Below are 20996 nucleotides of genomic sequence, written 5' to 3'. Positions count from 1 at the left end.
ACGATATTGCGGCATGTCTAGCCTTTGACCGAGCCGATCAGCATCCCTTGGACGAAATAGCGCTGAACGAACGGGTAAATGACCAGAACCGGCAGGCTGGCGACGACAATCAAGGAATACTTCAGCAGATCGGCGAGCTCCTGACGCCGCAGCATTTCTGCGGCATCCATGTTGCCGCCCCCGGATGTATTGAGAATCAGTATATTTCGAAGCACCAGCTGGAGCGGGAATAAGCTTTGCGATTTCAAATAAATGAGCGCATCGAAGTAGGCGTTCCACTGCCCGATCGCATACATCAGCACCAGAACGGCGACAATCGGCTTCGACAGCGGCAGCACGACCTGCAGCATGAACCGGAAGTCGCTGCATCCGTCCATCTCGCTCGCTTCGACGAGCTCGTCGGGAATGTTCTGCTGGAAGAAGGTGCGGGCAATGATAACCTGCCACACCGCCATAGCCTGGGGAAGCAGCAGCGCCCAGCGGCTGTCGACCAGCCCGAGATTTTTGACGACCAGGTAGAGCGGGATTAATCCCCCGGAGAACAGCATCGTGAAAATGAGCAGAAAGGTCAGCACGCTGCGCCCGTAGAACGATTTGCGCGACAACGGATAAGCCATCATAACGGTCAGCGTCGTGCTGATCAGCGTGCCGAACAACGCATAGAACGCCGAATTCGCATAGCCAACCACGACTTGGCTGTTGCCTAAGGCGGCCTGATAGCCGCGCAGCGTAGGCTCGACGGGCAGCAGCCACACTCGTCCCGACGAGACGGCCAACGGACTGCTGAAGGAAGCGCTTACGATATAGACGAGCGGGTACAGCACGCAGAGCAGACAAACGGCCAGAAAGGCGTAAATGGCAACTAACAGCAGGCGATCCCCCATAGGCTCGCGGATGGACGTTCCGGCGGACTTCACTTGGCCCCACCTCCCCGGGTACATGTATTTCACCATAAGCTGGACGAGCTGATTCGCTTGGCGACAGCGTTAACCGTGACGAGCAGCAGCAGATTGACGACCGAATTGAACAACCCGACGGCCGACGCGAAGCTGAAGTTGGCGTTCAGCAGTCCGATCTTGTACACATAAGTCGCGATAATCTCCGAGGTCATCAGGTTGAGCGGATTTTGCATCAAGTAGATTTTCTCGAAGCCGAGCGACATGATGTTGCCTACGTTAAGAATAAGCAGGATGACCGCCGTCGGGAGAATGCCGGGAAGATCGACATGCCCTATTTTTTGCAATCGGGACGCTCCGTCGACCTTGGCCGCTTCATAGAGCGTCGGGTCTACCCCGGCCAGCGCCGCCAAATAAATAACCGCCGCATACCCCGTATGCTGCCATACGTCCGACCAGACGAAGATCGAGCGGAACAAGCCGGGATCGCCCAGAAAGTTAATCTCGCCGATTCCCGCGAGGCCGAGGAGATGATTGACGACGCCAAGTCTCGGGGACAGCAGCAAAATGATCATCGATACCATGACGACCGTGGAAATGAAGTACGGCGCATAGGTGACCATCTGCACGGTGCGCTTGAACAGGCCGCCGCGAATTTCGTTTAGCGCAAGCGCGAGAATAATCGGCGCGGGAAAGCCTACGGCGAGCCCGTAGAAGCTGATGGCCAGCGTATTTTTGATCAGCGTCCAAAATTGGGGGTTTTTGAAAAACAGCTCGAAATATTTCATCCCCGCCCAAGGGCTGCCCAATATGCCTTTGATGACGTTGTACTCCTTGAAGGCGATCAGCGCTCCGAACATCGGCACGTACTTGAATGTGATCAAATAGAGCAGGGGAAGCAGAATAAGCAGGTAAAACTGCCAGTGCCTTCTGATCTGCTTCCAGACGATTTTACGCCTGACGAGCGAAGCCGGCTTCTTATTGACTAATACCGAATCATCCAATCATCACCCCTCCTTAAAACGCTTTCATTTTATGTTCCCGGCGGCGCCGGCTGACTGCTCTAAGCAAACCACAGGCGGCTTCGGGCTGTAAAGGTACACTTGAGGCCGTAGGGTACAGCTTCTCTGCGGCGCAGGGTACACTTGCGTCCTGAGGGTACAACAGGCGTGCCGGACCAAGCGAAAGGAGCCGTTCATGGCGAACCGCTCCTGCCGGCAATGGGCTGACGGGCGCGGTTTTCCGCGCAATCGGCCGCTATTGTTGACTTCGACGTCGTCCGCGGCAGCCTTCGGGCCGCCGCTATCGGTAGAGCTTCTACGGGCGGATATCAGATAAGCGGACAAGCCGAGACGCTGCTCGCCCCCTTACCCCAGCGAACTGCGATACATGCTTGGAGACACTCCCGAAACGCGCTTGAACGCTCTGCGGAAGGCGTGCGCGGAGTTGTACCCGACCTTGGCGGCGATTTCGTCGATCGTCAGCTCGCTGCCAAGCAGCAAATCCCCCGCCGTTTTCATGCGAATGCTCTCCAAATAGTCCGAAAGATTCTCCCCCGTCTGTTCCTTGAATACCTGGGAGACGGTTTTCTCCGGAACCCCGAGCCGGTCGGCGATCCGGGACAAGTTCAAATCGGCGTCGTCGTAATGACTGTGCAGAAACTCCATGATGTTATGCTGCAGCTCTTCCTCCCCGTCGGTTTTCCGCCGAATGACTTGATGGCATAACTCAAGGAACAGCTGCTGCAAGCGCTCCTTGCGCTGCTCCATATGAGCCGTATGATGGACGCTTTCGATCTTCGCCTTCAGCTGTTCCGCTTCCGGGCCGCTGCGCTGCACCGGCTGCTCCAGCAGCTTGAACAATGTTCCCTGCAGCTCGTACACAAGCTGCTGCGCCATCTCCGCGGACAAGCTGCGCTCGCCGAAATTTTGCGTAAACATTTGCTCCAGCAATCTTTCGACCTCGCTCTCTTCCCCTGCCTTGACGGCATTCATAAGCCGCAGCTCCAGATCGATCGGATAATAGTAGGTATTCGCGTTCGGAATCATCTGCCGGAACCACCTCGTACTCCCCCCTTCGGCGAATACCGCACAGTCCAGCGTCTCTCTGGCTTCGTCGTAGGAACGGCTAATGTCAGCCAACCGCCGGAACATCCCCCCGATCGAGACGGCTGCGCAGATGCGAAACTCGGCCTTTAACGTCCGGGCGAGCGAATCGAACAGGCTTTCCACCCGCCCGGCCGTCCGCTCGTCCGGCTCCTGCGGATACGTCAGCAGCACGGCCAGCTTATCCGAATCCAAATCCGTAACGACCGTTTCATTGCGGCCAAGCTGCAGCAGCATGCGCCGGATCAGCAGCCGCGCCCCGTGCAGCTCCTTCATCGTCTCCGCGCTGTCCACCCGCTCGTAGCCTTGGATGCGGACGATGCACACATAACCGAATTCGCCCTGAAGCTCGACACCGGTCTGCGTCATCGCCGCCGACGCCTCTTGCACCGAGGCGAACTCCCCGCGCACCAGCCTCTTCAAGCTGGCCTCTCTCAGCAAAGGCAAGTGCTGCTGCAGCTCATCCTGCATCGCTTTCGTCTGGGAAATCAGGCTGAATATATTGCCCTGCAGCGAGTCGTACTCGTTCTTGCCGTAATAAGCGCCCTGGCCTATATGCTCGCGGATCGACGAAAACAGGGCGATGATCGGCGCGCTGTTGCGGTACGCAAACAACAAGGCGATCAACAGGCCGAAGAGCAGCGTCGGGACGACGAGCAGCAGCGTAATCTTCTCGATATAGATCGCTTTTTTCATCACGATATGCTGCGGCAAGCCGACGACATACGTCCAGCCGTTATAATCGGATAAGGCGGCGATGATCAGATGATCGCGCTCGATATATTGCCCGCTCGCATACTTCGGGCGCTCCGATTGCGCAGCATCCAGCCCCAGCGATGTGATGCTCCGGCCGTCGCGGTCGACGATATACGCCCAGCCGCCGTATTGATCCGTAATGCTGCGCAGCAGGCTGTTGATCTGATTCTCGTCGATATGAACGACCAGCGTGCCTTTCGTCGACGCCGCGCTTTCAAGCGTCAGCGATTGCAAATAAGTAATGACATGCATATCGCGCCCGGCGCGGCTGTATGCGTGCGAAGGCAGCACGGTCCGATTTTGCGCCTTTTGCAAATACGTATCGCGCCACCGCTCGAACGTCCAGCCGTCCAGCCGGTGCAGCTCATAATAATCGTCCGGACGAACGTAGGCGCCGTCCGCGGAGACGATAATTTTCGAATCGTTTAAATAGATGTAGAAGTCCAGCATGAAATTATTGGTCAAGCTGTAGGGCGCAAGGTCCCTCCACGCCTTCCACATGCCGTAAATGTTTTGCTGCGCCGGGTCCGGGCTCGTCTCGCTCAGCAAGTAATTCAAATTTTGGTTCAACGCAACCTGCCTGGCGAACGCCTCCACTTCCTTCATCCGATGCTCGAGCACATCCTTGCTCTGGTTCAGCATCATGTCCGACGCTTCGAACGCATTCGCTTTGATGATATTCACCGAAGTCAAGTACGAGATGAGCCCCGTGCACAAAGGAATGAGAAGAATCAAAACATAGGATACAAGAAATCGCCTAAATACCCCGGAGGGCATTAGCAGCAGCTTTTTGACATTCAATTCGATCACCCGACCCTGCATAGATTGCGCTTACATTTCATCATAAAAAAACGTTATGTAAAAGTCAGTCGAATTGCGGCTTGTTTTTTGGCGAACGGTGAAAAGAAATAGCGTTTCTTCCCTGATGCGCCGCAGCTTGTTCTCCATGCCAAAAAGCCATAGACGGCCGTCTACGGCTCTCGATCCTTTTTAACGCGGTCCGGACATCTTTGAAAAACCGTCGCCCGGCGTTTTTCATGCGCCTTTTCCAGGGGTCTTTTCACCCAGCAGCGAGTTTAATTGCTCCAGTAAGTTGCCTCCCCCCGTCAGCGAAATGCTCCCGATCTTGTCGCAAATTTTTTCCAGAAATTCAAGCTCCTTCAGCCTAAACAGCGTCTGATTCTCGTCCATCAGCTTCGCCGTATTCAGCAGGCTGCGGGTAGAAGCGATCTCCTCCCGGCGCGTAATCAGGTTCGCCTGCGCTTTCTTCTCCGCCAGAAGCACCGTGTTCAAAATATCCTTAATATCACCGGGAAGCACAATATCCTTAAGCCCGGCGGACATAAACTGGACTCCGTACTCCTCGCTCTTGCCGTTCAAACGCGTCAGCACGTAAGCGGCGATCTCCTGCTTCATCTTCAGCAGATCGTCCAGCTTCAAGCTGCCTACATATTCGCGCAAAATCAGCTGCAGCTGAATGTACAGCTGTTCCTGAAACGACTTGATCTGCAGCACGCGCAGCGGATCTACGATCCGGTATTGGCATACGAAATTAAGCCGCAAGGTCACTTTATCCTCGGTCATTATCTCCTGTCCGGTCATATCCATCTGCTGCTGGCGGAGGTCGACGGTCTGAACCTGCACGGATACCGGCCCTTTCCAGAAATAATATTTGCCTGGCGCAAGCTCCCGTATCATCCGGTTGTTATAAAATAAGGCGCCCGTCTCGTGGCTTGCGACCTCGAACACTTGATAGTAAGCGGACAGCTTCGGCAAAATCGATGCTTCTATCGTATCCGGCAGCTCGGGCGCACGCGTATCGACGCGAATATACTCATGCTTCCTCAGCACATTCCAGAACGCGTAAGTGCCCGCCGTCAGCAGACCGGCGAAATTGCCGTCCTCGTAATGAAGCACATATTCATGATCGGCTACTTGGACGATATCCAGCTCCTCCAGCAGAAGGCTGTCGTGCAGAAACAGCCGCACATCCTTGCCCGGAACGGCGAACGGCTTCGTTACGCCGAGAATCGTTACCCGCTCTTTGGAAAAAGGCGACAGCCGGTAGGTACCGGGCATTAGTGGCTTAATATAGCTTCCGTCGCGAAACAGCAAACCGCGTTCGTCGTTTTGAACCGTTATCGTCGTCCACATCCATTTTTTCAAATTCATGACATCCTCCTTAGTCGACCTGAACATAGGAATCTCACCGCGCGTTCGGGCGGAATCCCGTTTAAGGACGGGGACGCCTGGGCTTTGAGCAACCGGATGCATGGAGGCCGGGCGAGCGGGCCGAACTTGCTCCCGCTGCCGCCAGCCTGCCGCCGATCATCCGCCGTCCGCACGGTCCCCGATCCGGTATCCACGGATTGCATAGCCTTACACGCAGTATGCTGTCTAAGCCATGAGAGATTCCCTGTGCCGGTCACTGTTTAACGTTTTCAATAAGAGTTGAACCCCTTCATCAGCAGGAAGCACGGCGGCAAGAGCGCACAGCATACCGGCGTCAACCTGACGCAAGCACTGCCGGATTGTCTGAAATCCAAGCCCTGGTGCCTCTGCCCCTCGCACTTCAAATTGTAAGAACATGGCCTTCGCCGTTGCTTACAAATGCTATTATCGCCGATGCGGGGCTTGACGAACATGGCGGAAGTATTACAATGTGCCGGTCCTTGACGCGCAAAAAAATCCGCTTTTGGCACAAAAGCGGATTCGTTGCGTTGTATATCGATATTAGCGGGTTTCCCGATGCAAAGTGTGCCGTTTCAAGCGCGGGCAGTATTTCTTCAATTCCAATCGGCTCGGATGCGTCTTCTTATTCTTCGTCGTCGTATAATTGCGGTCTCCCGTTTCCGTGCAAGCCAGCGTTACAGTTACTCTCATGATCATTCATCTCCTTTTATGTAATTAACGAAAGGCCGGGAGCGGATCTTCAAGCTTGCTCCAATTGCCGTTCATCTCCTCCGGCGTCAGCAGCGCCTCGTCCAACGTCCGGATGATGTCGTCCCGGTTCATATTCACCCCGATAAAAACCAGCTTCGTCACCCGATCGCCCCACGTCTCGTCCCAATCCGCCGATTTGGGAACCTCTCTGCCGAAATAGGCGCGCCTCTCCTTCTCGGTTAACGCCGCTACCCACACACCGGCGGGCGCCAGCTGCCGGGATACGCCGGCTTGGCTGAAAGAAATGGCGGTCTTGTTGCGCGTCGCAATCCACATCAAGCCTTTGGAACGAACGACGGACGCGGGCCATCGCGAAAGCCATTTCAGCAGCCGCTTCGGATGGAACGGGATTTTGCGCGTATAGACGAAGGAGGCGATGCCGTATTCCTCGGTCTCCGGGGTATGTTCCTTCTGCAGCTCCTGAATCCAGCCGGCCGAGCGGCTTGCTTCCTCGAAGTTGAAGCGGCGCGTGTTCAGTATCTCCTTCGGATCGACGTTTCCGTTCACGGCACGGATTAGCTTGGCCTTAGGCTGCAGCCCGCGCAGCGCCGTCTCCAGCTTTTCCAGCTCCTCCTCGGACACCATGTCGCATTTGTTGACGATCAGCACATCGCAAAATTCGATCTGATCGATCAGCAGGTGAACGACGCTTCGCGTATCGCCTTCTCCCGCTTCCTGCCCGCGGTCCTTCAAGCTTTCGCGGGTGAGGTAATCATGCCAGAAATGATAGGCGTCGACGACTGTGACCATACAATCGAGCCGGGTTAGTCGGGATAAGTCGATCCCGTTCTCTTCATCCACATACGTAAACGTCTGGGCGACGGGCAGCGGCTCGCCGATTCCGGTCGATTCGATCAAAATATAATCAAACCGCTTTTCCTTGGCCAGCCGTTCGACTTCCTCCAGCAGATCGTCGCGCAGCGTGCAGCAAATGCAGCCGTTCGACATCTCCACCAGCTTCTCTTCCGTCCGGCTGAGTCCTCCCCCGTCGCGTACTAACCCGGCGTCGATATTGACCTCGCTCAGATCGTTCACGATAACCGCCACCTTAAGCCCTTGACGGTTATGAAGCACATGATTCAAAACCGTCGTCTTGCCTGCGCCCAAGTAACCGCTCAATACCGTTACGGGAATTTTGTCGCTTAGCGCTTGCGTTGCCATTTACGCACCTCTCTAATAGTAATTATTACTATTAAATAATAACAGAATCCTGCTCATTTGAAAAGTCCCCTCTCTGCATGATTAAAAAGCCTCGGCTTTACCGGGAAAAATTCGCCGCTTGGCATTCACCGATTGCTGCATGCCGTCGCCTGTCGGCCGGACTGAACAATTCCCCAAAAGCGACGTGATGCTCTGAAGCTTAACAATGAAAAAGCTGCTCCGCCGAATATTGATGACGGAGCAGCCTCACGCCTGCGCTTCAGAGGCGTCATTGCATTGAAGCTGCCGATGGCGGCGGGATTTGCCCGAATTCCGCCGCCCTCCTATTTATTCCCAAGAGAATCCAGGTCTATGAACGGCGTCGCTCCGCCGGTTACGGTCGGGAGGCGGCCGTCCCACTTCTCAAGCGCCTTCTCCTGAACCTCGATCTGCTTCAATTGGACCAGATCCGGCGTAATCTCCTGCTTCTTCAGCTTCAAGGCTTCGGCCTCCGCCTGTGCTTGAGCCACCTTCTGCTTCGCTTCGATCTCGATCCGCTTCAGGTCGTTCTCCGCCTTAAGCGCCTGCTGCTGGGCAACCTGCTTCGCTTCGATCGATTGATTGAACGCATCGGAAAATTTGAAATTGACGATGTTGATGTCGTTGACGATGAGATCGTACTTGGCAAGCCGCTTAGTCAAATGGTCGCTGATTTCCCCTGCGACGACGTCGCGCTTGGCGATCAAATCTTCGGCCGGGTATCGGGCCGTCACTTCTTTGACGATTTCCTGAATGGCCGGAGAAATAATGACCGTATCGAAGGAACCGCCGATATTGTTCATCAGATTAAACGCCGCTTCCTTATTCACCGAATAGTTTACCGCGACATGAGTCGATACGGGCTGCAAATCTTTGGATGAGGCCGAGGTATCGGTTTCCGCTTTCGTGACCTGCGTATTGACTTGAATGACCGTCTGTACGAACGGCATCTTCAGATGTATGCCCGGTCCGAGAATCTCGTCGTTGAGCTTGCCGAACGTTTTGTACAGTCCCACATGTCCGTATTGTACGGAAGCAAAGCTATTCAAACCGGCGACGACGACGATAAAAGCTATCAGCAGGCTGGAAATAACGAAGCTGATATTCGTTCGTTTCGGGCTTTTGCTTACTTCTGCATCCATGAAGTCAACCTCCCTTGGGTTATGTCGTTACTTGGTAATACGCTTATGTTCAGGTTATGTTTCAATTTCCCGCTTCTTGCCAGCGATCTTTTGGGCACGCAACGATAAACAACACCCGTCGGCTTCGCCTGCGCGAAACGAATCGGGTGTTGTTCCTGTTTTTTCAAGCGCCGCTACTTCGCCTTTTCTTGAGCAATGGCAAGATTAGCTTCCTCTTCCGCGGTTCGCAGCGCCGAATTCAAATCGAGCTTACCGGTCGAAATGTCCACCAGCGGCTTCGTATAAGCCTTCTCGACGGCATTATCGTACTTGCTTTTGGCCGATAACGGAGCAAGCTTATTGTAGAAAATCGCTTTAAGATTTTTATCTTTAAAGGCCGCGCTTTGACCCAGCGCATTTTGCACGGCGGCGCTTTGCAGGACGGGGACGGTGGCGTTTTGCGCCGCATAGGTCTGATACTCCTCCGATACCAGGAATTTCAAAACCTCCATCGCCGCGTCCTTATTTTTCGCCATATTCGTTACGCTCATTAATGTAGGATAAGGCTGCGATCCGACCTCCGGCTGCTCCTCGAACACAGGCATCGATACGATATCCCAATCCAGATTAGCCATCTCCGCAGGCAAAATGGACTGCAGATCGGATAAATAGACGAACATGGCAAGGCTCTGTTCCTTCAAAAAATCGTCCTTGTAAGGGAGTTTATTATTTAAGGCCGCAATTCGATCCTTGTATACCTGATCTCTTGCCGGCTCCGTGTAGTAAGTTTCATACATTTTTTTCCACAAATCGCTGTTAATCGTCGCTCTCTCGTTCTTGGGATCAACGTACGGCAGCGAAAACTGGTTCATCCGCAGCACATGGGTCGGGGATACGACAAGCCCCGTATACTGCTTGCCGCCGTCATTGCGCGTCAGCTTTCGGGCAAGCTCCAGCGTCTGCTGCCATGTCATGCCGTCTGTAGGAAAAGGAACGCCGAACCGCTGGAACAACGCTTTATTATAATAAGTTACCCTGAATTTCGAAAGCGCATAAGAATGCGGCGGAAAATTTCGATGAGCGGTTCACTGAAAGTAAAAAAATGGAGATAGTGCCAGCGGGATTTGAACGACTTAGCCACATGAGGATAAGTGCCCCCTCCCCAGTGAAGAGGCACTTTCGTTTTCCATGTGAAATGTTGGGAAGTGTCATTCTAATTGAACCACTTTAGCTTCGATACGCTTCCAAGCGTGTTGGTTGCCAAAATCCTTGATCAGCTTGAGCACAACTGATCGACTGTGCCGAACGAGCGTTGCTGCGCAATGAAAAAACTCCAAGCGGAATCTGGCAATCGTATAGCGCTGATGTACCGGTTCGCAGCAATCGCTTTTGAAGCGTTCGAACAAGTTGTAGGACAGCAGCTTAATCAGGAGGTCGAGCGTGTTGGCTTCAAATTCGCTGGTGGCGATGCGGTCCATGGAAAAGCCGTTCTTCGCTTCCTTAATGTAGTTTTCCATACAGCAGCGCTGGTTGTAGAAGCGCCACAAATCAATCGGTGCCCATTCCAGATTGGTTACAAGGGCTTCATACTGCCAGTCCTCATCGAACACAATGCGCCCTTGGCCGTGTTCGAACACCTGGGTTTTGCGAATAATCGCTATACACCGAGACTTTGTCCAAGACGTCGCTTTGTAGATTAGGGTAATGCCTTCGATGATCCACTCTTCGTCGACATAGCGAGTCCAATAGCGGCAGGCCCGAACTTCTTTAGCCAGACGCTTTGTCCACTTGAGTTTGCCGACATAGCCAATGTTGTTGCTTTCCCAAAGTCGGTAGAAGTCTTCGCCGCCGAAGCCCTTGTCAAATCGGGCATACTTCACTTTGCGTTCGCCGAGCAGATCGAAAGTTTGTTTTAGAAAGTCAGCGGCGTTCGTAGAAGAGTGCGTGTTACCTGGCCGCAGGACGGCATTCAGATTCAAGCGGGATTTTCCTTCAAAGGCCAGCAGTGGATGGTAACTTTTTCGTCCGGGCTTGTGCGGATTCGTGCCCTTGGCCGCGCCGGCTTGATCGCCGTAGACCGTTTCCACCGTGGAATCCAGATCGAGAATAAGGCCATGGGGCAAGCAAGGTGCGATGATCCCTTGATTCAGCTTCCGCAGTTCATCCGGCAGTGATGGACACGACCGGCCAAGTCTCCCAAGCTCCTTATACAGCAAGCTATGATGCGGTAGGCGACCGCCAAGAAAGCGACGGAGCAGCGCATCGTGCTGCAGTTTGCGGAAATGAAACATTCGCTCGCAACCGAGCGTCCAACCAATGATGAGATAGAGCAGGATGCGATGAACAGGGAAAATGGCGTTGTGCGCTTTACCACCGGAGAGGTCCTGCATGGCCTCGGCGAGCTTGATTTTTTCAAGATAGGCCAGGAAGATTTTGACGCCTCCGAAACTCGTGGCGTTTTGTAGCGAAAATTCACTCTTGATTTTGCTGACGTCTGTGGTAGACTTCATCTAAAGGGTGCTCCTCTCTTTGGGTGATGTTGTCTTCGCAAACACCATTCTACCAAAGATTTGGAGCCCTTTTTATATTTTTAGACGATCGTACTTTCGAAATTCAGGGTTACCATCATATTGTTAAACACCGGAAGCCCGTACAGCTTGCCGTCCGAAACCGTCTTGGCCGCTTCAAGCAGCGTTGGCTCCAGAGCGTTCAAATCCACATTATGCTTTTTGAGAAGATCGGTCAAATCCAGCTGTAATCCCGCGGTGATCGATTCATTGAATACGCCGATCGAACCATAGTACAGATCAATCCGCTGTCCTGCCGTAACCAGCTGCTGAATCCGATTGTTAGGGTCAACAGGTATGTACTTAATGTCATAGCCGGGGAACTTCCGGCGAATGGCATCCCCGAAGCGGGCATCGAACGCCTCCATCGTATCCCCGCCTCCCGAATAAAAGAACAGCTCCACCGGCTGATCCGCTTCCGTCTTCGCAACGGCGGACGATTCTCCGTCCTGCTGCGAGCAGGCGCTCGTCATCGATCCCGCGAGCAAGCATAACCCTAAAGAACTCAACCAATACTTCCTCATGTAAACCCTCCTTTTGAATAGAAGCTGTAACCGTCGAAGCTGCTAAACAAAATACAAAGTTTAGTAATCGGAACTTCCGGATCAGCGCATAGGTAATCGCTTACAAAACAACGGATCTTATTACCGAACGTCCGCTGCACCTATGCAGCCCAAGCATAGCATCCGGCACAGCAAGGAGTCAATTATAGATTCAAATGTTTTTTACTAAACAATCGCTCAACAAACTGACATCGTCGCCTATCTCTTACCGCCATTCTTCACAAGTTAAAGTCAGATTCTTTGGGTTGTTGGGCCAATTACATCTCCCTGTACGTTAAAGACAAAAATTGCACGGTTCTTTCGTGCTTCGGCCGGCTGAACAATTGCTCCGGCGGGCCTTCTTCTACAATAACGCCGTCGGCGAGCAGGATCACCCGATCCGCCACTTCTCTGGCGAACTTCATCTCATGAGTGACGATAACCATCGTCATCCCTTCGACGGCCAACTGCTTGATGACCTTGAGCACTTCCCCGACCAGTTCGGGATCAAGCGCCGATGTCGGCTCGTCGAACAACAGCACATCCGGGTCCATCGCCATAGCTCTGGCAATACTGACCCGCTGCTGCTGTCCGCCGGACAAACTGTGCGGATAGCTGTCCGCTTTTTGCTCCAGCCCTACCTTTTGCAATAAAGTCATTGCCGCGGCGCGCGCCTCGCCCTTCTTTTTCTTCTGCACGGTAACCGGGCCTTCCATCACATTTTGCAAAACCGTCCGATGGGGGAATAAATGATAGGCTTGAAAGACCATGCCGGTTTTTCTGCGAATCTCCAATAATTGCGACGGCTTCGGCTTCCTGCGCTCCTGAAATTCAAGAGAGCTTCCTCCTACGGTCAACCTGCCGCCGGTAGGAATTTCCAGTACATTGATACAGCGCAGCAGCGTCGATTTCCCGGAACCGGAAGGGCCGATAATGACGAGCACCTCCCCTTGCTTCACAGACAAATCGACGCCGCGGATCACTTCGGACGAGCCGAACGACTTGGTTAGATTAACGATCTCAATCATAGTTGACTTCCCTTCTAATGGGCGACGAATCGGTCGTAGCGCTTCTCCAGCCTGCTTTGCAATGCCGATAAAATCGTACTGAAAAGAAGGTAGACGACCGCCGCTTCGGAGTACAGCAGGAGCGGCTCGTAGACGACCGCCGTAATTTGCTGCGCTTTCTGGAACAGCTCCGTTACGGTCACGGTAGCGGCGAGAGACGTATCCTTGACCAGGCTGATGAATGAATTGGACAGCGGCGGAATCGACACCCGGATCGCTTGGGGCACGATCACTCTGCGCAGCGCCTGCCAGCGGGTCATTCCGATGGAATAGGCGGCCTCCCATTGCCCCTTCTGAATCGAGCGGATCGCCGCCCGGAAAATTTCCGAGCCGTATGCCCCTACGCTGATCGAAAATCCGATGACCGCCGCTGTGAACGCATCAATCGTGAGACCGATGGACGGCAAGCCGTAAAATATGATGAAAAGCTGGACCAATAAAGGCGTCCCCCTTATGATCCACACATAAAACCGCGCCAGCCAGTCCAGCGGCCCCTTTCCGATAATCCGGACGAGCGCAGTGACGAACGCCAGCGCGATGCCGAGCGCAAACGAAATCAGCGTGAGCGGAACCGTGTAGGCGATGCCGGCCTGCAGCAGCGGAAGAAACGAATCGAGAACGATGTGAACGGATCTGTCGCTCATCTTCGTCTTCCTCTACTTGGAAACGTCTTGCCCGAAATATTTTTGCGATATGTTCAAATAAGCGCCGTCGCTTTTCATATCCGCCAACGCTTTATTGACCGCCCCGACCAAATCCTCATTGCCTTTATTGAACATTATGGCGCTCTCGGAAGCGTCCTTCGTTTCATCGACGACCTTGATCTGCACATCCGGCTTCTGCTTCTTCAAATCGAGATAAGACAAGCTGTCGTTAACCGTCGCATCGATCCGGTTCGACAGCAGCAGATCGACCGCTTGGTTGAAGCCGTCCACTTGGACAATGGAAGCGCCGTTCGATTCCGCAATGGCGCGCAAATTACTGGTCAGCGACTGCCCCGACTTCTTCCCTTTCAAATCGGCCAGCTTCGTGATGCTCTGGTTGTCCGCCTTCACGATCAGAACGGCTTTGGATACGATATACGGGTCGGAAAAGTCGTATTTGGCTTTACGATCCTCATTGATCGATACTTCATTCACAATGGCGTCAAATCGTTTGGCATCCAGCCCGGCGACCATGCCGTCCCATTTGGTTTCAATAAATTCCGGCTGAACGCCGAGCCGCGATGCCACCTCCTGAGCGACTTCCACATCGAAGCCCGTCAGCTTGCCGTCCTTATCGTGGAAGCTGAACGGCGAATAAGTGCCCTCCGTTCCGAAACGGATTTTCCCGCTGCTCTTGATGGCGGCCAATGCGCCTTGGCTTGCCGAGGCGCCGCCGGACGGCGACGGGGTCGGCGCCGCTTCGGGCGGGATCGCTTCCTTTTTGCCGCAGGCGCCAAGCAGCCCCAATGCGAGCGTCAAGCCGATAATCAAGCAAAGCCGTTGTCTCATTCTTTGTTCAACCTCCGTAGAAATCCATTTTCCAGTTCTAATTCCTATTATTGGCTTGTTCTGCCGAATATTATTTATGAGCGCTGCATTTCTTGACAAACCAACGCCGCCAATCCTATAGTAAAGTCACATTCCGTTCTGGCGTATATAATAGCTGACTTCAGAAACGGTTTACGGATCTATCGGAGGGATGCATCATGTTTAAGGCTGAAAGCTATACAGGCACGAAGGAAGCACGCTACGAATCGGTGGTGCGGCAGCTTGCCGCTTTACTGGAAGGAGAAACCGACCGGATCGCCAATCTGGCCAACGCTTCGGCGCTGCTTCATCAATTTCTTAGCGATGTAAACTGGGTAGGTTTCTACATATTAAAGCATCAGGAGCTCGTGTTAGGCCCGTTTCAAGGCCTCCCTGCCTGCGTCCGGATTCCGCTCGGAAAAGGCGTCTGCGGAACGTCGGCCCAGCGGATGGAGACGATGCGCGTGGACGATGTGCATGCATTTCCAGGGCACATCGCCTGCGATGCCGCATCGCGTTCCGAAATCGTCGTTCCGATTATTAAGCAGGGACAGCTGCTGGGCGTACTGGATATTGACAGTCCGCTGCCGAGCCGGTTCGACGAAGCGGATCAGCGCGGTCTTGAAGCGTTCGCCGAGGAGCTGGCCGCGCATTTGCAGCTCGAAAAAACGCCGCCGTTATAAATGAAACGACCATAAGCCAAGTCCTTCTTGTCTTGATAGGAGCCGACTTGGCTTATTGCATGCGCGCCTAACCGGCGGCCCATCGACGTCTCGGTACGCCGCCGAATCTCCCCTCTTCTATCGCACAACTGCCTGAATACAGGCGCAATCCTCCTCCGCTCCTCCGTTGAGTTTTTTTTCGTAAAAGGACTATACATTTCCGGAATTTGTGCTACTATTTGTTATGGAAGTAACACGTGTGATAATAGTTTACATCATTAAAGTCACAAACGGTGCTGCAATGAAGGAGGAGCAAGTATGTTTAAGAACCTTTGGGCCATCAGATCATCCTGGGGCGGTTATTTCGCCGTCATCCTAGTCCTCCATGCCGTAGGCATCGTCGGATTGGTGTCGGCGGCCCGAACGGACCCGGCTTTCTGGAGCCTCGGATTATTAGCCTATACTTTCGGTTTGCGCCATGCTTTCGACGTCGACCATATCGCCGCTATCGACAATACGGTGCGCAAGCTTATCCAGCAAAAGCGAAATCCGCTAGGTGTCGGATTTTATTTCTCGCTGGGGCATTCCTCCGTCGTGTTCCTGATGGTGCTGGCGATTGCGCTGTCCATCAAATGGCTGCAGGACCGAATGCCGGTCATGCAGGAGGTCGGAGGCATCATCGGCACGACGGTGTCCGGGGCTTTTCTCGTCATCATCGGCTTGATCAATCTGGTTATTCTGCTCAATTTGTATCAAGTATTCCGCAAGCTGCGCTCGACCGGAATCCATAACGAGCAGCTCGAAGACATGCTGGACTCCCGCGGACTTTTCTCGCGCCTGCTGAAGCCCATGTTCCGGCTTATTAACCGCAGTTGGCATGTGTATCCGCTAGGCTTCTTATTCGGTCTCGGCTTCGATACGGCGACGGAAATCGGGCTGCTCGCCATTTCCGCCAGCGCGGCCAAAACGTCTATTCCCGTGTTCGGAATTATTGCGCTGCCGCTTCTGTTCGCCGCCGGGATGAGCCTGATGGACACTGCGGACGGCATGTTCATGACCAAGGCGTACCGCTGGGCTTTTACTTCGCCGATCAAAAAGCTGTATTACAATGTCACCGTAACCACCGTGTCCGTCATAGCGGCGTTAATCATAGGCATGGTCGAGCTGATCCAAGTATTGAGCGACAAGCTGCAATTGGAAGGGTCTTTCTTCTTATGGATCAACGAGCTGGATTTCGGGGACTTCGGCTATTTGCTGGTCGCCCTGTTCCTTCTGGCGTGGATCGTTTCCGTAACCGTCTGGAAGGTGATGAAGGTTGAGCAGCGTTACACGCGTAGCGATCAAGCCACACCATGATAGGTTGTAAGGGGAGCGCCAATGAATAAATCCGACCGTATGTTAGCCGTCGTGCTGGAGCTGCAGCGCAGAGATGTAGTAAAAGCCGAAGATTTGGCGAACCTATTCGAAACCAGCGTGCGGACCATCTACCGTGACATTCAGGCATTAAGCGAAGCGGGCGTACCGATCGTAGGAACGCCCGGAACGGGATATTCCTTGATGGAAGGCTATTTCCTGCCGCCAATCAGCTTCACGGTAGAAGAAGCCGTGACTTTACTTATCGGCACCGATTTTATCGAACAGCGATTTGATCATGACTATCGTGTCAAGGCTCAAGCCGCTCGCAGTAAGATCGAAGCCATTCTGCCGGAGAACGTCCGCAATGAAACCGCTCGCGTAAGCAAATCGATGCGCCTGCTCCCGTCCGATAAACGGATCGCACCGACCAAAGAAACGGAGCATCTCGGAACGATCCGGAAGGCGATATTGGACCAGCGAAAGATCAGCTTTCATTATACAAAACGACATGCGGATTCCAACGGCCAACGCCATAGCGCTCGTACCGTTGCTCCCTACGGGCTGGCGCTCGTTCAAGGGTCGTGGATGCTCGTGGCCCATTGCGATCTGCGCCAAAGCATTCGCCATTTCCGCTTGTCCCGTATGACGGAGCTTATCGATTCGGAAGACCGGTTCGAGCTGCCCTCTCATTTTAATCTAAGAGAGTACGCGCCCCCAGATGATCGGAACTTGCAAGTTCGCCTTCGATTTAACGATGACATAGCGGATAAGGTAAAGGAATCCAACTATCATTATATGGAAAGCATGACAGAACAGCCGGATGGGCTGCATGCGATCTTGCGCGTTCGTCGGCAGGAAGAATTGCTGTCCTGGGTACTTGGCTGGGGAGCGGATGTAACCGTATTAGAGCCAGAATCGTTGCGAAATCGCATTCGTGAAGAAGCCGAAAATATGTTGAAACGCTACTGACACGCTGTTGTCAGTAGCGTTTTTATATAATCGGAGGCAAGAGGGTTAAAAGAGATGGACATGTCGGCGTCTGGCATAAACCTTCGATGAATCGGGAGCCGTTGTATGCAGCGGCATTTTTCAAACTAATTATTGAAGGGATAGAATAAATAAATCTCTTCCCCGTTATCCAATACGTTAAAACCGTTTTTCAGTTTATCCGGAGGAAAGAGCTTTATCGCCGTGAATCAGATGAACCGTAGCATGAGTCGAATCCTGCAAGTCTTCGTTCTCCCTCCACTGCTCCAGCACGCGAGAAGTACCCGCATATCCGTACTTGCGGATGATTCGGTCTACGCTGTCCTGCTCCCCGAAGCGTTTAAGCCCCGGGCCGATAATAATAAGTTCTCCGCCGTCGGTCATCGCCGCAGTAAAATCCGCTATGTACAAGTTTTCCCTGCTCGTTATACTTCATAATTTGCAGCATCTCGGCCAGCTCGGTTTAGAAAATGGTTTGTGCATTCCGTACGGAGAAGCGATCACGGCGGCGAAGCTGTCAATGATCGCTCAGGCCAAAGATTTCCTGATTCAGCTGGGCTTCCGTCAAGTTCGCATCAGACAGCATGAGAATCTAGCCAGGATCGAAGTGCTGGCGCCCCGGACTTCATCTGTTCGTCACAAAGGAGCCATCGTTTAGCCACGAAACTGACGGTAAAATGACACCAGGCAGTCATGACAATCCCTCCTCTCCAGGCCTACAATTAGAGGTGAAGGAGGGATTACGCAGCATGGACCGATCCTACACCGTATTGGTCGCCGACGATGAAGAGCGCATCGCCCGGCTGGTTCGTATGTATTTGGAGAAGGACGGCGCAGCCGTAGAAGAGACTGGGGACGGGCAGCAAGCCTTGAATCTGGCTTTGACCCAAGATTACGATGTGGTGCTGCTCGATTGGATGATGCCTGGCTTAAGCGGATTGGATGTATGCCAAATGCTCAAAAGCATGAAATCGACGCCTGTCATTATGCTTACCTCGAGGGGAGAGGAAACGGACCGGCTGCAAGGATTTGAGGCCGGGGCCGACGATTACGTCTCCAAGCCGTTCAGCCCGAGAGAGCTTCTGTGCCGAATCCACGCGATTTTGAAGCGCACGAAAAACGGTCATTCCGTCCGGGAACGGGCCTCGGCGGACCGCTTCATTTACCCCCGGCTCGTGATCGATCATGACGCCCGGCGAGTAACGGTAGATGGACATACTGTCCCGTTAACGCTTAAAGAGTATGAGCTGCTTCGTTTTTTCGCAAGGAATGAAGGCAGATCGTTATCCCGTGAAACGTTGTTTAAAGAAATTTGGAATCACGAGACATACGGGGATTACCGGACGGTGGACACGCATGTCAAACGAATCCGGGAAAAAATAAATATCGCCGCGCCTTCGTCCCCTTCATTTATCCATACCGTGTGGGGGATTGGGTACCGGTTTGACGCACAGTGTTATTGAACAGGCTGAAAGATGAAAGAAGCCTCCCGGCGGCGCCAGGAAGCTTCTTTGCCATTTTACCGATTCACGAAGAGGTTTCCGCGCTGCGGAACAATGAAGCGGACACGGCTACGATACCCGCCACAATCAGGATAGGAACCCAGATGATCGCAAGCGGATGCGAGGTTTCCGCAATGGAGCCGACGATCGCGCCCAAGCCATAAATGACGATAGCCAGCAGTCTTAGCGCCGAATCGAGGCTGAAGCCGGAAGCCTTATCTTTGCGCAGCCATGCTCTTGCCTTGCTCATGACATCCTCGACTACATTGGCCAAGTTATTCGTTAACACCGTCGTCGAGATGCCGGCAATTCCCAGACGACGTGCGGCGGTAGTCTGCATTCCCATCGCTACGCTCAGCAGAATAATGAGCGCATACACCATCGTATCGGAAGCCTCCGCTCTTGACAGCAGCGCGAATCCGAGCAATATCAGCCCTTCGATGCCAAGCGCGAGCGTGACCTCCCGGGGCCAAAACGATTTGGTCTTGTTTCTTCCCACGATAACGGCGGCCGCGGCCGTGCCTGCAATAAAGCCCAGCAGCGCCGCAAGCGACCGAAGCACGGCAAATCCCTCCTCATGGCCTATGGCCAGTCCGAGCAATACGATATTCCCCGTCATATTGGCCGTAAATACATGCCCGAGGCTTAAGTATCCGATCACATCGACAATGCCGGAGGTTAAACAAAGCAGAATGATCATCACATTCCGACAAGTAGCCGGGGTCACGGCGCATCCACTCCTTTTCCCGCTATTTTATTTTCGACATTTTCTCTTTTCGAACGACAAAAATCTATGAATCTATTATAATGATGATACGAAATGTAGAAAGAAGGATCGACATGTATCGGAAAATGTTTGCACTCGCACTCATCATTATGGTAGTGGCCGGATGCGGAGCGAAACCCGCAGCGCAGGATTCAGCCCAGGGAACCGATCAGACGGCGCCCGTTTCAACCGTAATCAACCCTGTCTCCGCTAATGCCAACGGAAGCAATATCGGCGGCAATCCGGCAGTACCGCTCGCTTCCGGCCAAGAACCGGCTGCCGCAGCCTTTAACGTCAAGGAGCATGTCATCTATTCGGGACCGCGTTCCGAGAAAAAAGTAGCGCTCACCTTCGACGACGGACCCGACGCCAAATTTACGAACCAAATTCTCGACATTTTGAAAAGGGAACAAGTCGTCGCGACCTTCTTCGTCACCGGAGAACATGCGTCCGCACACAAGGATGTCATGAAGCGCATCGTGGAAAACGGCCATGAAGTCGGCAACCATTCCTGGGATCATCAGGATCTGACCAAGATGGACGAACAGCAATTAAAGGATGAAATAGATAAAACGGATGCCGTCATTCAAGGCTTTACCGGTCGGCCTTCAACGCTGCTGCGCCCTCCCTACGGAGCGATATCCAAGCAAGTCGTCGATCACGCCGAATCCAATCACAAGCTTATATTCTGGTCGGTGGACACAAGAGACTGGCAGGGCTACACCAGCGAGAAAATTATGGAGACGTTCAAAAAAGAGCTCAAGCCCGGCGCGATCATTTTGCAGCATTCCGCCGGCGGGAAAAACGGCAACTTGAGCAATACCGTCAAAGCGCTCCCTCAGCTTATCCATTATTTAAAGGAGCACGGGTATGAAATGGTGACTGTCTCCAACCTTGTTCCTTAAACCGAACCACGATTATCCGAATGACCAGACGAAGGCCTGCTGCGCCCCGGGCTTATGCCACTCCAAGTTCCCTTGGAAGCAGCCTTCGTCTGTGTCATCCGATTCAAATTTTTTCCAATGCCTCTCATCCC

The 20996-nt window shown here is 53.3% G+C and carries 21 protein-coding genes; 6 read left to right on the top strand and 15 right to left on the bottom strand.

Annotated features, from left to right (window positions below; translation table 11 throughout):
* Positions 1-17: 17 nt before the first annotated feature.
* The 13 genes from SK3146_RS00340 to SK3146_RS00280 form a co-directional block, all read right to left on the bottom strand.
* Positions 18-941, bottom strand: a complete 924-nt coding sequence (locus tag SK3146_RS00340; protein ID WP_249863185.1) for a carbohydrate ABC transporter permease — start codon at positions 939-941, stop codon at positions 18-20.
* Positions 942-946: 5 nt separating this feature from the next.
* Positions 947-1846 carry an ABC transporter permease gene (locus SK3146_RS00335; RefSeq protein ID WP_249866537.1) on the bottom strand — a complete coding sequence of 300 codons (900 nt, stop codon included), beginning with the start codon at positions 1844-1846 and terminating at the stop codon, positions 947-949.
* 417 nt (positions 1847-2263) lie between these two features.
* Complete coding sequence (locus SK3146_RS00330) at positions 2264-4441, bottom strand: helix-turn-helix domain-containing protein (protein WP_249863184.1); 2178 nt, start codon at positions 4439-4441, stop codon at positions 2264-2266.
* A gap of 351 nt (positions 4442-4792) precedes the next feature.
* Positions 4793-5911, bottom strand: coding sequence for a slipin family protein (locus SK3146_RS00325; RefSeq protein ID WP_249866536.1), 1119 nt, complete (start codon positions 5909-5911; stop codon positions 4793-4795).
* A 579-nt stretch (positions 5912-6490) separates the two neighbouring features.
* Entirely contained in the window at positions 6491-6640 is a 150-nt protein-coding gene (rpmG, locus tag SK3146_RS00320) for a 50S ribosomal protein L33 (RefSeq protein ID WP_249863183.1), read from the bottom strand.
* A 24-nt stretch (positions 6641-6664) separates the two neighbouring features.
* Complete coding sequence (locus SK3146_RS00315; protein WP_249863182.1) at positions 6665-7861, bottom strand: GTP-binding protein; 1197 nt, start codon at positions 7859-7861, stop codon at positions 6665-6667.
* Between the two features lie 323 nt (positions 7862-8184).
* Complete coding sequence (locus tag SK3146_RS00310; protein ID WP_249863181.1) at positions 8185-9021, bottom strand: prohibitin family protein; 837 nt, start codon at positions 9019-9021, stop codon at positions 8185-8187.
* A 173-nt stretch (positions 9022-9194) separates the two neighbouring features.
* On the bottom strand, positions 9195-10013 hold the full coding sequence (locus SK3146_RS00305) for an extracellular solute-binding protein (RefSeq protein ID WP_249863180.1): 819 nt from the start codon (positions 10011-10013) through the stop codon (positions 9195-9197).
* Positions 10014-10208: 195 nt separating this feature from the next.
* On the bottom strand, positions 10209-11510 hold the full coding sequence (locus tag SK3146_RS00300) for an IS1380 family transposase (RefSeq protein ID WP_249860363.1): 1302 nt from the start codon (positions 11508-11510) through the stop codon (positions 10209-10211).
* A gap of 80 nt (positions 11511-11590) precedes the next feature.
* Positions 11591-12091, bottom strand: coding sequence for a hypothetical protein (locus SK3146_RS00295; RefSeq protein WP_249863179.1), 501 nt, complete (start codon positions 12089-12091; stop codon positions 11591-11593).
* A 296-nt stretch (positions 12092-12387) separates the two neighbouring features.
* Positions 12388-13137, bottom strand: coding sequence for an amino acid ABC transporter ATP-binding protein (locus SK3146_RS00290; protein WP_249863178.1), 750 nt, complete (start codon positions 13135-13137; stop codon positions 12388-12390).
* Between the two features lie 14 nt (positions 13138-13151).
* Positions 13152-13820: an amino acid ABC transporter permease gene (locus SK3146_RS00285; RefSeq protein WP_249863177.1), complete on the bottom strand. Its 669-nt coding sequence runs from the start codon at positions 13818-13820 to the stop codon at positions 13152-13154.
* A gap of 12 nt (positions 13821-13832) precedes the next feature.
* On the bottom strand, positions 13833-14669 hold the full coding sequence (locus tag SK3146_RS00280) for an amino acid ABC transporter substrate-binding protein (protein ID WP_249863176.1): 837 nt from the start codon (positions 14667-14669) through the stop codon (positions 13833-13835).
* A 197-nt stretch (positions 14670-14866) separates the two neighbouring features.
* Between SK3146_RS00280 and SK3146_RS00275 the strand changes: the two genes are divergently transcribed.
* The 3 genes from SK3146_RS00275 to SK3146_RS00265 all read left to right on the top strand — a co-directional run bounded on the left by SK3146_RS00275 (position 14867) and on the right by SK3146_RS00265 (position 17674).
* Positions 14867-15370, top strand: a complete 504-nt coding sequence (locus tag SK3146_RS00275) for a GAF domain-containing protein (protein ID WP_249863175.1) — start codon at positions 14867-14869, stop codon at positions 15368-15370.
* A gap of 297 nt (positions 15371-15667) precedes the next feature.
* Positions 15668-16705, top strand: coding sequence for a HoxN/HupN/NixA family nickel/cobalt transporter (locus SK3146_RS00270; RefSeq protein ID WP_249863174.1), 1038 nt, complete (start codon positions 15668-15670; stop codon positions 16703-16705).
* A 21-nt stretch (positions 16706-16726) separates the two neighbouring features.
* Complete coding sequence (locus SK3146_RS00265; RefSeq protein ID WP_249863173.1) at positions 16727-17674, top strand: helix-turn-helix transcriptional regulator; 948 nt, start codon at positions 16727-16729, stop codon at positions 17672-17674.
* Between the two features lie 195 nt (positions 17675-17869).
* On the opposite strand, the gene SK3146_RS00260 is transcribed toward SK3146_RS00265, so the two are convergent.
* Complete coding sequence (locus tag SK3146_RS00260; protein ID WP_249863172.1) at positions 17870-18103, bottom strand: hypothetical protein; 234 nt, start codon at positions 18101-18103, stop codon at positions 17870-17872.
* Here SK3146_RS00260 and SK3146_RS00255 point away from each other — a divergent pair.
* Together SK3146_RS00255 and SK3146_RS00250 are read left to right on the top strand one after the other, a co-directional pair.
* Positions 18096-18350 (top strand): hypothetical protein, encoded by a 255-nt coding sequence (locus SK3146_RS00255; RefSeq protein ID WP_249863171.1) that lies wholly within the window; start codon positions 18096-18098, stop codon positions 18348-18350. The genes SK3146_RS00260 and SK3146_RS00255 overlap by 8 nt on opposite strands.
* Before the next feature lie 91 nt (positions 18351-18441).
* Positions 18442-19155: a response regulator transcription factor gene (locus SK3146_RS00250; protein WP_249863170.1), complete on the top strand. Its 714-nt coding sequence runs from the start codon at positions 18442-18444 to the stop codon at positions 19153-19155.
* 64 nt (positions 19156-19219) lie between these two features.
* Here the strand turns inward: SK3146_RS00250 and SK3146_RS00245 are convergent, their stop codons facing one another.
* On the bottom strand, positions 19220-19894 hold the full coding sequence (locus SK3146_RS00245; protein ID WP_249866535.1) for a YoaK family protein: 675 nt from the start codon (positions 19892-19894) through the stop codon (positions 19220-19222).
* A 140-nt stretch (positions 19895-20034) separates the two neighbouring features.
* Here SK3146_RS00245 and SK3146_RS00240 point away from each other — a divergent pair, with 140 nt between their 5' ends.
* The gene (locus SK3146_RS00240; RefSeq protein WP_249863169.1) at positions 20035-20865 is read left to right on the top strand and encodes a polysaccharide deacetylase family protein; all 831 of its coding nucleotides are present in this window, start codon (positions 20035-20037) and stop codon (positions 20863-20865) included.
* Positions 20866-20996 lie beyond the last annotated feature (131 nt).

It is taken from the genome of Paenibacillus konkukensis (assembly GCF_023523925.1).
Classification (GTDB): Bacteria; Bacillota; Bacilli; order Paenibacillales; family NBRC-103111; genus Paenibacillus_S; species Paenibacillus_S doosanensis.
Note: the sequence above shows the minus strand (reverse complement) of the source record. Positions and strands in the feature narration are given on the sequence as shown.

Excerpts from the sequence above, each read along its gene's own strand:
- SK3146_RS00340 (WP_249863185.1), bottom strand. The coding sequence starts at position 941 with ATGTACCCGGGGAGGTGGGGCCAAGTGAAGTCCGCCGGAACGTCCATC.
- SK3146_RS00325 (WP_249866536.1), bottom strand. The coding sequence starts at position 5,911 with ATGTGGACGACGATAACGGTTCAAAACGACGAACGCGGTTTGCTGTTT.
- rpmG (WP_249863183.1), bottom strand. The coding sequence starts at position 6,640 with ATGAGAGTAACTGTAACGCTGGCTTGCACGGAAACGGGAGACCGCAAT.
- SK3146_RS00315 (WP_249863182.1), bottom strand. The coding sequence starts at position 7,861 with ATGGCAACGCAAGCGCTAAGCGACAAAATTCCCGTAACGGTATTGAGC.
- SK3146_RS00310 (WP_249863181.1), bottom strand. The coding sequence starts at position 9,021 with ATGGATGCAGAAGTAAGCAAAAGCCCGAAACGAACGAATATCAGCTTC.
- SK3146_RS00300 (WP_249860363.1), bottom strand. The coding sequence starts at position 11,510 with ATGAAGTCTACCACAGACGTCAGCAAAATCAAGAGTGAATTTTCGCTA.
- SK3146_RS00295 (WP_249863179.1), bottom strand. The coding sequence starts at position 12,091 with ATGAGGAAGTATTGGTTGAGTTCTTTAGGGTTATGCTTGCTCGCGGGA.
- SK3146_RS00290 (WP_249863178.1), bottom strand. The coding sequence starts at position 13,137 with ATGATTGAGATCGTTAATCTAACCAAGTCGTTCGGCTCGTCCGAAGTG.
- SK3146_RS00285 (WP_249863177.1), bottom strand. The coding sequence starts at position 13,820 with ATGAGCGACAGATCCGTTCACATCGTTCTCGATTCGTTTCTTCCGCTG.
- SK3146_RS00280 (WP_249863176.1), bottom strand. The coding sequence starts at position 14,669 with ATGAGACAACGGCTTTGCTTGATTATCGGCTTGACGCTCGCATTGGGG.
- SK3146_RS00275 (WP_249863175.1), top strand. The coding sequence starts at position 14,867 with ATGTTTAAGGCTGAAAGCTATACAGGCACGAAGGAAGCACGCTACGAA.
- SK3146_RS00270 (WP_249863174.1), top strand. The coding sequence starts at position 15,668 with ATGTTTAAGAACCTTTGGGCCATCAGATCATCCTGGGGCGGTTATTTC.
- SK3146_RS00265 (WP_249863173.1), top strand. The coding sequence starts at position 16,727 with ATGAATAAATCCGACCGTATGTTAGCCGTCGTGCTGGAGCTGCAGCGC.
- SK3146_RS00255 (WP_249863171.1), top strand. The coding sequence starts at position 18,096 with ATGTACAAGTTTTCCCTGCTCGTTATACTTCATAATTTGCAGCATCTC.
- SK3146_RS00250 (WP_249863170.1), top strand. The coding sequence starts at position 18,442 with ATGGACCGATCCTACACCGTATTGGTCGCCGACGATGAAGAGCGCATC.
- SK3146_RS00245 (WP_249866535.1), bottom strand. The coding sequence starts at position 19,894 with ATGATCATTCTGCTTTGTTTAACCTCCGGCATTGTCGATGTGATCGGA.
- SK3146_RS00240 (WP_249863169.1), top strand. The coding sequence starts at position 20,035 with ATGTATCGGAAAATGTTTGCACTCGCACTCATCATTATGGTAGTGGCC.